1 protein-coding gene (only partly in view) is annotated in these 12,370 nt (G+C 68.0%); it reads right to left on the reverse strand.

The genetic code is table 11. From position 1 onward, the window contains the following. A protein-coding gene (locus H261_RS04080) for a LamG-like jellyroll fold domain-containing protein (protein WP_008614612.1) crosses the window boundary here: on the reverse strand, positions 1-12,370 show its final stretch. 23,564 nt of this gene lie beyond the right edge of the window; only the last 12,370 of its 35,934 coding nucleotides appear in the window; the start codon falls outside the window, past its right edge — the gene reads right to left on this strand; the stop codon is at positions 1-3.

Below are 12,370 nucleotides of genomic sequence, written 5' to 3' on the forward strand. Positions count from 1 at the left end.
TCAGCCGACGTGGGTCTGGCTATCCACGTAAACGTTGGTGTTGCCGTTGGCGTACTGGGTATAGCTGTCCTGCTGGCCGTTGACCGTCAGTTCGGCCGAACCGACCGCCTGCCAGCCGCTGTCGGCCAGGGTCAGGTTGTCGGCGCCGATCACCACCAGGGCGTTGGCGGTACCGGTGAAGGCGTTGGTGCCGTTCAGCATGGATTGCAGGTGGGCGAGGTCCAGGGTGGCGCTGCCGTTGCTCGCCCGGCTGAGGTCCAGCACGTCGAAGTTCTGCAGCACGTTGTTCCACAGGGCCGACAGGTCGAAGGACTGGCCGTTGATGTTCTCCCACTGCAGGGTATTGCCGCCGCCGTTGCCGCCGTCCAGGAAATCGAAGGCCGTGTCGGTGACGCCGATGGTGTTGTAGCTGCCGTGGCCGACATAGACGTCGTCGCCGCCGCCCAGATGGACCTCGTGATTGCTGCCGTAGCCGACCACGTAATCGGCGGTCCCCGAGCCGCTGTAATAGCCGTTGCCGCTGACGGTGCCGGTGAGGTTATGGGCGGTCACCGACAGGCTGTTGCCGGTGACGGTGGGGTCCCAGATCCAGCCGCTGCCGCTATCGATGCCGTGGATGACCTCGAACGAGCCGGACAGGGTGCCCCATGACAGCAGGGTGGCGCTCTGGCCGCCGGTCGGGTTGCTGTTGGTGTAGAGGTCCAGCATGCCGTCCAGGGTCAGTTCGCCGCTGACGTTGAGCCGGTCGAAACTGCCGGCCCAGGAATTCAGCACCAGATGGGCATCGTCGCCGAAGATCATGTCGCCGGTGACGCTCAGCGTCCCCGCCGACGAGGTATCGCCGGGATTGATGTAGCCGTGGCTGACGAAGTCGGCGTCGGCCGCGTTGATGGTGCCACTGCCGCCGATCTTGCCCAGGTTGTCGAACTGGGCGTGGGTTCCGGCGGTGTTGTCGGTGATGGTCAGCGCATTGCCGCCGCTCAGGGTCAGGGTGGCGTGGTTGTCGAAGGTTCCCACCGTCAGGTCCAGGGCATGGCCGACCTCCAGCACACCGAAATTATCGAAGCTGGTGGCGGCGATGGTGGAGGCGAAGGAGGTGAAGCCCCCCGAGACGATACTGCCGGAATTGGTCAGCGCGTCATCGACCACGACGCTGGTGGTGAACGCTCCGTTGCCGGTCAGCTGAATCTCGCCCGTGTTGTCGAAGGCATGCCCCAGGGTGAGATTGGCGCTGCCGCCGTTGGAATCGATGAGCAGCAAGGTCGCCGCCGCCGTCTCGAAGGCGGCGCCGATCCAGTTGGAGGTCGCCGCGATGAAAATCGACCCGTTGTTCAGGCGCACGTTGCCGGTTCCGCTCAGCGAGGCGCCGCTCAGGGTGGCGCCGTTGTTGAGGATCACCGTATTGGCGCCCAGCCCGGCGGTTCCCGACAGGGTGGTGACGCCGTTGGCCACCAGGGTGCCGTCCCCCGCCAGGGTGCCGCCGCCGCTGAGATTGAAGCTGCCGTAATCGGTCAGGATGGCGTCGTCGGCCAGGGACAGCACCGCCGTGCCGCCGATGCTCAGCCGCGATGCGTTGTCCAGTTCGCCGGCCACGGCAAGGGAGACGGTCCCGCCGCTCAGGGTCAGCGAGGCGCCGGTCAGCGACAGGCCGCCGATGGCATCGCTGCCCGACATGTGGTCGATTGTGGCGGCGCCGATCTGCACCAGGGCTCCCGAATCCGGCAGGGTGTCGCCGCTCCAGCCGGCCGCCGCGCTCCAGGTGCCCGACGCGCCGCCGTCCCAGGTGCGGGTATGGTCGTAGACCGCCACCTGCGCCGTGGCGGTGACGGTGTTGGCGCCGTCCGAGACGGAATAGCCGAAGCTGTCCCAGCCGGTATAGCCGGCGCTGCCGTTATAGGCATAGCCGCCGCCGCTTCCCACCGTCACCGTGCCGTGGGTGGGGTCGCCGGTCTTGGCGAAGGTCAGGGTCCCGCCCTCGGGATCGCTGGCCATCAGCATGCCGTTGTGGACGGCGCCCGCCACCGAGCTGCCGATATCGATCTGCTCGGTTTCCGGCGCCAGATTGCCGGAGCCGGACGTGGTGACGGCGATGGTCTCCGACGACACCAACGAGGTGCCGTTGGCCGCATCCCACACGCTGAGGGCGATGGAATCGCTGCCGGTCCACAGGGACTCGGCGGTATAGACCGCCCCCGACAGGGCGGCGTTGATGCGGTCCAGCGTGCCGCTGAAGATCAGGTGCGACGAGCCGTTGACCGTCCCCGACGAGAAGGTGATGCCGCCGACGGTGTCCAGGGTGACGCTGCCGTGTCCGATCGTCATGTTGACGGTGAACTGGTCGCCGCCCAGGGCGCCGACCTCGTCGGCCACCTGGATGTTCAGGGTATGGCTGCCGTTCTCGGCGACGCTGAAGCCGCCGGTTCCCGACAGGACCGGTTCGTCGCGCACCGAACGCACCCCGATGCCCACCGTGCCGTAGGTCAGGTTGCCGCTGCCGTCGTCGATGGCCACCACGAAGTAGTCGGAGCCGAAATAGTTGGCGTCCGGGGTGTAGCTGTAGCCGCCGGCCCCCGCGCTCAGCGAGCCGCCGGTGAGGAACACCGATCCCGCCGACAGGGTGGTGGTGCCCAGCACCGTGGTGCCGGTCAGGTCCAGGGTGCCGTGCTGCGGCCCCTGGACGACGGTCGCCCAGGTGGGTTGGGTGGAATTGAGGTGGTTGACGTCGAACAGCGAGGACCGCACCTCGGTATCCTCGCGGGTGGTGACCACGTCGTCGAAGATGGCCGCCTTGGCCCCCGAGAAGCTGATGGCGGTGACGGTGCCGTCCCCGTTGCCGGTACTGTCGGGAACCATGCCGGTGGCCACGCTTTCCAGGCGCCAGTTGCCTACCAGCCCGGCTTCGCCGCCGCTCAGCCGGGTCCCCAGATACGAGCTGATCTCGGAGCCGGTCCGCGCCGTGTCCCAGACCCGCGCGTCGGACATCAGGCCGTCGTAGAGAGCGCCGCCATCCTCGTAGCTGCCGATATCGAAGGAATCGATATCGGACAGACGGGTGCCGGCGAAGGTGGACGACGAAACGATGCTCTGACCGTTGACGTAAAGGGTCGCCACGTTGTTGCTGACCGTCACCGCCACGTGGCTCCACGCGCCCAGGGTGACCGCCGGGCCGGAGAGAGTCAGGCCGGCCGAGGCGTTGCCGCCCCCGTCGTCGCCCTGCATGGAGAAGACCAACTGGCCGTTGGCCAGTTCCAGGTTGAACAGGTTGAGGGTGCTGGCCCCCAGCAGAGACGTCGCCGACAGGATGGACTGGTGGGCGGACAGCGTGTCGGGACGGACCCAGGCCTCGATGGTGAAGTTGCCCGAGAAATCCATCTCGGTGGTGTCGACGACATGGATATGGCTGGTGGTGCCGTTGAAATCCGCCACCTTGCCGCCGGTATTGACGTAGACCGCCTTCTCGGTGGCGCTCATGCTCCAGTCGGCCAGCAGGTTGGTGGTGGCCACCGCGGCCGCCCCCTGGGCGGCGGCGGCGGTCAGCTGTCCGCCGCTCAGCGCGGTGTTCCACACCGCCACGTCGGACAGATAGCCGCCGAAGACATATGAGGACGGCGCGGACAGCATCGCGCCGACCGAGGCCCCGCTGAGCGACGACGACATCAGGATGTCGAAATTGGCCGAAGCGGTTCCGCCGCCCGAGGCATTGCCATCGATGTAGAAGGCGATCTGTCCGGCGCCGTCATAGGTCACCGCCACATGGTGCCAGGTTCCGTCATTCACCGTATCGTTGGAAACCACGCCGTTGATCGAGGGTCCGGCAAGCCTGACGTAGCCGTTCTCGATGTGGAAGTGGGACGCGCCGTAAACGGTATTGACGTCGCCGACCCCCAGGATTTCCTGGCGGCCGGCCCCGCTGGTCCGCACCCAGGCGGCATAGGTGAAGGCCCCGGTTCCGGTGACCAGGCCGGCGGCGTTGGCCGCCGTCAGACCCTGGCTGCCCACCGTCAGCGCCGCATGGCCGTCGAAGGTCGACAGCGCGGTGCCCGTTCCCATGACCAGTCCATGGCTTCCGGCCATGTCGGCGACGGTGGTGTTGAGGGTCAGCTTGTGGTTGAAACCCGAGGCGTCCAGCACCGTGCTGGTGTTGGACACCGTGTGGAGCCGGTCCATGTTCCACTCGGCGATCAGGTGATCGGTCGAGACGGATTCCGCCCGGTGCCAGTTGTTCCAGATCTCGGCCGGCGAGCGGGCGTCATTGAACAGCCGCACCTCGTCCAGTTGGCCCACATAGCTGCCGCCGGCGGCGGGGGTGCCGCCCACATAGAGGTTTCCGGTGCCGGTATAGTCGCTGGCCGCCGCCGCGCTGCCGACCAGCTGGCCGTCGCGATAGAGGGTCAGGACGTTGTCGGCGGCGTTGTAGACGCCGGCCCAATGGTGCCAGCCGCCCACGTCGGCGGCGGCGTTGTAGGTCACCGCCGTGCCGCCGCTGGCGCCGTCCAGCGAGAAACGGAGATTGCCGGCGGCATCGTAACCGACGAACAGCACCTGCCCCGCCCCACCGCTCCCCTGGGTCAGCAGGGTCTGGGCCGTGCCGGTGGCCTGGGCCGCCTTGTTGGACCAGAACTCCCAACTGAACGAGGCGTTGGCCACCAGGGTGACGGTATCGGCGGTGGCGTAGGTGTCACCGTTGAACTGCAGCGAGCCGCCCGCCGCGCCCGTGCCGAGGAATTCCACCGGGCTTTCGGTGCGGATGGTCAGCATCTTGGTGGTGACGTTGCCGTCGCCGATGCCGGTGGCGGCCACGTTGAAGCTGTCCACCCCGTGCCAGCCGGAATTGGGCGTGTAGATGAAGGTGCCGTCGGCGTTGACCGCCAGTGTGCCGTGGGCGGTCAGGCTGCCTGAGGTCAGGCCCGTGGCCGACCAGATGACGTCGCCGCCGGCGCTGGAGGGCGCGTCGGCCTCCAGGGTGCCGTGATAGGGCGAGCCCGGCATGGCGAGGATGACGTCGTCGTAAAGGGGGGCGTCGTTGTAAGTGACCGTAAGGGAGCCGCTGACCACGGAACCATCGTTGTTGGTCGCCATGGCATCCTGCACGATTCCGCCCACCGGCGCCTCGTCCAATCGCCAGTAGCCGGCCAGGCCGGCCTGGGCTCCGCCCGACTGCTCGTTGTTCATGGCCCCGGCGACCTGGACACCGCTCAGGGTGGTGTTCCAGACACGGGCCTCGGCGATTTCGCCGTTGAAATGGGCGCTATTGGACCCATCGGCACCGATCACCAGATCGCCGGTGAAAGCGTAGGCCGGCAGCGTGCCGGTGGCCGAGGGCCTGCCGTCCATGAAGATGGTGTAGGCGCCGCCGCTGACCATGTTGACCGCCACATGGTGCCACAGCCCGTCATTGGCCGTGGGCACGGCCGAGGCGACGCTGGCGCCGCCGAGGCCCAGATGGAGCTTGCCGTCGGTCCCGATATAGACGGCGAAACCCGACCCGCCGGCGATGGAGAAGATGTTCTGGGTATTGGCCGAGCCGTCGTTGCGGAACCATGCCTCGTAGCAGAACGAACCGTTGCCCTGGCCGACCGCGTTGCCGACGTTGATGCCACCGCTGGCCGAGAAGTCCAGCGCCGTCTCCGGAACCACGGCCATCACGGCCTGTTTCGGGTCGGTCCAGGTCTGCACCCGGGTCAAAGTGCCGCTGACGGTGCCGTTATGCGGAGCATCGTCCGAATCCACCACCGTGGCGCTGCCGCTGGTCTCGTTCAGCCGCCAATTGCCCAGCAACGATCCTTCGTTGCCGGTCAACGGCGCGTTCATGCTGGACTGAATATCGCCAGCGGCGCGGGTCGCCCCCCATATGCGGGCATCAGCGATATCGCCCACGAACTTGTAGGCCGTGCCGTCGTAGGAGGTGCCGATGCGGGCCACGCCGGCAGAGAGGTCGTAGGGCGTCGGCATGGTACCGCTGCCATCGGCGACGCCGTCCACGTAGAAGTTGACGGTGCCGTCACTGGCGATGGATGCCGTGACCAGATGCCACTTGCCGTCGGCAACCACAGAATTGCCCTGTACGTCGCCCCAGCCGGACTCCTCCACCCCCAGCTTGCCGGTGGGGCCGACAAACAGGGCCAGCCCGTTATGGAAGGCTCCGGAGCCAACGGACATGATGGCCTTGTTGCTGCCGGGTGTCTCGCATCTGATCCAAGCTTCCAAGGTCAACGGCCCGGAGCTCAGGCCGAGGTTGTTCCCGATATTGACCGAGGCCGAGCCATCGAAATGCTGGCCGACGATGGCCCGCGACGCGGTGGAGGCACCGACCGTCAGGTCCAGGGTATGACCGTTGCCCGACAGGTCCTCGGTGCCGCCGGTGCCGTTCCAATAGCCGAGCAGGCCGGATTCGGTCCCGTCCAGCACCTGGTTGTAGCTGGACGCCATGTCGTAATGGGAGCGGGCATAATTCCACAGCCGCACGTCGTTGACGGCGCCTTCGAAGCCGTTGGTCGGGCTGCCGTTCACCGGCGACTGGCCGACCCACAGGTCGGCGGTGGTGGCGATGTTGGTCATGGCCTGGGTGTAGGACTTCACCGCCTCGCCGTCGATGTAGAGGGTGAAGGTGTCGCCCGAGCGGGTCACCGCCACATGCGCCCACTCGCCGGCCGCCAGCGCCTCGTCGGAGCGGAGCAGGTAGCTGGTGTTGTAGAGGCTGGCGCCGCCGCCCGACGGGGCGGCCATGAACACCAGATGGCCATCGTTGAGCAGCAGCCGCATCTGGCCGTCGCCCGCCCCCTGGCCGAACTGCTTGGACAGGATCACCGCGTCGCCGGAAAGCGCGGCGGCGGCGGGGTCGATCCAGGCCTCCATGGTGAAGTCCCAATTGCCCAGATAGTCCAGCTGGCCGTCGCTCTCCACCACGCCGTGGTTGCCGCCGTCCAGGATCAGCCGGCCCATGTGCTGGGTGGCGCCCAGGATCTCGGTGGTGTCCTCGACCCGCAGGGCGACGACCTGGCTGGCCGACACGCCGTTGGCGGTGGCCACCAGGGTGAAGGTGTCCAGCCCCTCGTAATCGGCGTCGGGGGTGTAGGCGAAGCTGCCGTCGGCATTGACCACCAGGGTGCCATTGGCGGTCAGGCTGCCCGAGGTCAGGCCCGAGGCGCTGTAGGTGATGGTGGCGCCGGTGGCGTCGTGGGCGGCCAGCGCGCCGTGATAGGAACCGTTGCGCGGCACGCCGACGCCGTCGCTGTAGACCGGCAGGTCGCTGGCGGTCTGCACCACCCCGCTCATGCCGGCGGGGAAGTCGAGGCTGTGGCCGTTGCCCGACGCGTCGGTCAGGCCGGTGCCCAGCCACGCGGCCTCCAGGCTATCTTCGCCGCCATCGTTGCCGACCATCTCGTCGAAGATGTCCTCGGCGCTGCGCTCCTCGCTCCACAGCCGCACATTGGCGATCTGGCCCTCGAAGGCGGTGGCGGAATCGTGGCCGGTTCCGGCCAGGTCGCTGCGCGCCCCGATGGTCAGGTCGTAGTCGTTGGAAACGTCGGCATCCAGGGCCGAGACGGTCTTCACCGCCACGCCGTTGACGTACAGGGTGTACTGGTCGCCGCCGCGGGTCGCCGCCACATGGCTCCAGACATCGGCGGCAACGCTGCCGGCCGCCAGCACGACGACGCCATTGAGCCGCAGGGTCGGCACGCCGTCATCGATGTAAAGCGCCAGCCCGCCCCCGGTGGAGCCGGCCCCTTCCTTGGCGAGGATCACATGGTCGCCGGCCACGGTGTCGGGGTTGATCCAGGCTTCCAGGGTGAAGTCGTTCGCCCCCGGATCAAGGATGTCGCCGGCCGTCAGGAACTGGGTATCCTCGATGGCGCCGAAGGTGAAGGCCTGGGCCTGCTGCACGCTGTCCACCAGATCGGCGTGGCCGGCGGCGATCCAGGTGGTACCTGCATCATAGGTGCCGTTGACCGCCCCGGTCAGGCTGTGGGCGGTGGTGCCCGCCCCCTCGTCCAGCTTCCAGTAGCCGGTCAGGCCGTCTTCCTGGCCGCTGAGGCCCTGGTTCATCATCTGCTGGATTTCGACGGCGCCCAGCGCCTTGGTCCAGATGGCCGCCTCGCCCATGTCGCCGGCGAACGGCTCGTTGCCATCGGCGCGCAGGCCGAGCAGGGACACGTTGCCATTGGTGTGCAGGTTGGTGTAGCCGGCGGAGGTCCCGGCCGCCACGCCGTCGATATAGTAGGTGGCGGTGCCGGCGCCGTCATAGCTGACCGCCACATGGTGCCACAGGCCGTCGTTGACCGCCTGAGCCGTCGCCGCAGCACCGCCCTGCTGGGCGCCGTCCATCTGCACCGTCCCGTTGGCCAGCACGTAGACGATGATGCCGTTGCCGGCGAGGTTGTCGCCGACGTTGAACAGCGTCCCCAAGGCGGCGCTCGAGGTCTTGATCCAGGCGCCGTAGGTGAAGGCGTCGCCGCCGGTCACCGCCAGGGCCGGGGCATTGCCCAGGTCCACGTTGTGGGTGGCGTCGAAATGGGCGGCGCGCAGGGGCGGTGCGCCCACCCGGCCGCCGCTGCCCAGGTTCATATAGGCGTTGTAATCGGTATCGCCGCCGGTGCCGTCGCCGTGCTCGCTGTCGAAATCCCAATAACCGATCAGGTTCGGGCCGGTTCCCGTTCCCAGATGGGGGCCGGCCTCGATCTGGGCCGGGGTCAGCGGGGTGTTCCAGACCTTGACGTTGTCGAACATCCCCTTGGCGAAGCTGGTATTGCCCAGTTCGGCCCCGATCACCATGGCGTTCAGGGATTGCAGGGCGGAAGTCCCGCCGGTATCGATCACCGTGGCCGACAGCGAGCCATCCACGTAGACGCGGGCGGTCCCGGCCTCGTAGCTCACCGCCACATGGTGCCAGGTCGAGGAGGACAGGGTCGCCACACCGGGCTGGCTGGAAGAACCGCCCGTGGCGTCCTGATCCAGGTAAAGCCCGAGATGGCCGGTGGCGTCCACCGTCGCCTTCAGCATGGCGCTGGCGCCCACCCCCAGGCTGAACAGGGTCTGGGCGAAATTGGCATTGCTCAGGTTGACGTCGAACTCGACGCTGATGGCGTTGTTGGTGAACTCCTCGCCGGGCAGGGTGATGGTCGCCGCCTTGGAGGCGCCATTGGCGAACAGCACGGCGGTGCGCTCGGTGGCGCCCGCCACGGTGATGGGGTTGTCGACCACCACCGTATAGGTTCTGGTAACCACCTCGGTGCCGTCGTCCAGTTCCAGGGTGAAGCTGTCCGTTCCGACGAAGCCGGTGTCGGGGGTGTAGGTGAAGGTGCCGTTGGCCCCCAGGGTCAGGGTGCCGCTGGCCGGCTCTCCGCCGGTCTCGATCCCCAGGGTCAGGGTGCCGCCGTCCTGGTCGAAGGTCGCCACCGTGCCGCTGACGGCGTGCCCGGCATAGGTGGCGATGTGGTCGCCGCCCACCGGGGCGCCGGTCAGCACGGAAACAGTGCCGGAATCCGTGACCGCCGGGCCGGTCAGGGTGACGATCTCGCCGTTTTCGACGGTCCAGGCGCCCAGCAGGCCCGATTGGGCCCCTTCCTCGGCCGGGGCCATGTCCGCCTGCACCTGGGCCTGGGTGCGCGTCGCGCCCCAGATCCGGACGTCGGCGATGTCGCCCAGGAAGTTCTGGGCGGCGGTGCCCGCCGGTCCCGAATTGCCCAGATAGACCGGGCCGCTCAGGTTGTAGGCGTTGATGGAGGCCGTCCCGTCCGCCACGCCGTCCACGTAATAGGTGACCGCCCCGCCGCTGTCGACGACGGCGGCCACATGGTGCCACCGGCCGTCGGCGACGATGGTGTTGCCGACGGAAACGGCGCCGTTCTGGGACTGCCCGATCCCCAGCCTGCCGCTGGCGGCCACATAGAGGGACATGCCGGTGGCGGGGCCGTCCTGGCCGATATAGGCGATGGTCTGGTTGGTGTAGGACCCGGTCTTGATCCAGGCCTCGAAGGTCAGCGGCCCGCTGCCCTGGCCGATGGAATCGTCGATGGTCAGCGCGGCGGAGGCGGTTCCATCGAAGCGCATCGCCTCGATGTCGCTGACCGACAGCATGGAGGTGCCGATGGGCATCAGGCTCGGCCCGCCGGCATTGATGGCCACCACCGGCTGGCTTCCGCTCACATCCTCGAAGGTCCAGGCGCCGACCAGCCCGTTCTCGGTCCCGGCGGGCTGCAGGCCCTGGCCGGTGACGATCTCGGCGCCGCCGCGCGCCACGTCCCAGACGCGGACGTCGTCGATCAGGCCCTTGAAGGCTGTGGAGGAATCGACCGTCGTCGCCCCGCCGTTGTGCATGCCGCCGACCATCAGGTCGGTGGCCGCCGGCTGGGTCGTCGGTGATATCACCGTCACCGTATCGACCACCTGATCGTCGGCATACAGCTTGTAGGTGCCGCCCGAACGGACCACCGCCACATGGTGCCAGTCGCCGTCGTTGAGGGTGCCGGCGCTCTGCAGGGTCCAATTGGGATTGGCATAGGTGTCCGGCGACAGGAAGGTCAGCTTGCCGTCCACCAGGGCCAGGGCGAAGGTTCCGGCACCGCCGCCGGCGGTCGTCCCCTGCCCGACGATGATGCGGGTGCCCGCCATGGTGTCGGTGGTGTTGATCCAGGCTTCCAGGGTGAATTCGTCGGCCACCGTCGCCAGCGACGCCGTCGCCGCGTAGGCGGTATTGCCGTTGAAAAGGGCGGCGCTGTTGTCGGCCGACAGGCCGCCCAGCAGCGGCGCGTGATTGACGGGCTCCTCCACCACCAGCCGGGCCACCGCCGGCATGGAGGTGTGGGTGCCGTCGCTCACCGTGTATTCGAAGGTGTCGACGCCGTAGAAGCCGAAATCGGGCGCGTAGGTGAACGAGCCGTCGGCTTCCAGCGTCAGGACGCCATGGCTGGGCTGGCCGCTGATGGTGCCGGAATTGTGGATGGCATAGGTCAGCGCATGGCCTTCCAGGTCGCTGCCGGTCAGCGTGCCGGCCAGCACCTCGTCGTCGGTGGCGGTGAAGGAGGGCGCCAGCCGGCTCGAGAAGGTGTAGCTGGCGGTGTTGCCGGTGCTCACCAGGGGGTTGACGCTGGCATCCACCGGATTGGTCTGCAGCCCGTCGAAACGCCAATAGCCCGACAGGCCGGGTTCATAGCCGTGCAGCGTCGCGTTCATGGCGGCGGCGATCTCGGCTCCGCTGCGCACGCCGTGCCACACGCGGACCTCGTCCAGTTCGCCATTCAAGGCTTGGCCGGTATTGCCGACCGCCCCGCCCAACCCCAACGTGCCGGTATCGGTCACCGACAGGGGCGCGGCGGGAATGGTGGCGGTGCCGTAGACGGCGCCGTCCAGATAGAGGGTGACGGTGCCGGTGCTGCTGATGCTGGCCGCCACATGGTGCCAGGTCCCGGAGAAGGTGTCCGGCGTGCCGGCCAGGGTGATCTCGGTTCCTCCGACCACGGCGGTCAGGGTGAAGCCGCCGGGCGTCGAGGATTCCTTGAGGAACAGGCCGTATTGGACGCTGCCGTTGGCGGTGCCGCGGGCGACCACCGCATGCAGCCGGTCGGTCTGCTCGGACCATTGCGGCCGGACCCAGGCTTCCAGGGTCACCGAATCGGCGAAGGCCAGCTTGCCGCCGGCGTCGTTGACCATCACCGCTTCGTTATTGCTGCCGGTCATGTACAGGGCATAGCCCGCCCCGGCGCCGGCCACCGGCGCCTGGTTGACCGGTTGCACCGCGATGGAGACGGTCTGCGGCGCCAGGGGGGTCTGGCCGTCGGTCAGACGCAACTGGAACGAATCCGAGGCATGGGCCGAACCGTCGTTGTAGTAGTTGAGGCCCATGGTGCCGGCGACGAGGTCGGAGGCGTTGAAGGCATCGCCCACCGCCAGCACCCGGCCGCCCAGCACCAGGGCGCCGTGATCGGGCAGGTCGGTGACGATATAGCTGAGGAGCTGCGAGGCCGGACCGCCGTTGGAATCCGAGGCGTCCAGGCCGGACGGGCCGCTCATGATGTTCAGGGACGAGCCCTGGGCGGCGGTCAGGCCGGAGGCCACCGTCAGGGCCGGCGCCGTGTTGGAGGCGATCACCGAGAACGACACGATGGTGTTGCCGGTCAGGGTGCCGCCGATTCCGTCGGTCAGGCTGAAATCGAAGGAATCGACGCCCGGCGCGCCGTCCGCCACGAAGGAGATCAGACCGGCGGCGACGTCGGCCTGGGTGAAGGTCGCCCCGGCGCCCAGGGCAAGCGTGCCCTTCATCAGGACTCCAAGGGGCGCCAGGCCGCCGCCGACGGTATAGACCAGATTGGTATCGCCGACCTGGATGCCGTTCATCGGGTTCAGATAGGCTTCGTTCAGGGTGAACGTCCCC

It is taken from the genome of Paramagnetospirillum caucaseum, assembly GCF_000342045.1.
GTDB classification, from domain to species: Bacteria; Pseudomonadota; Alphaproteobacteria; order Rhodospirillales; family Magnetospirillaceae; genus Phaeospirillum; species Phaeospirillum caucaseum.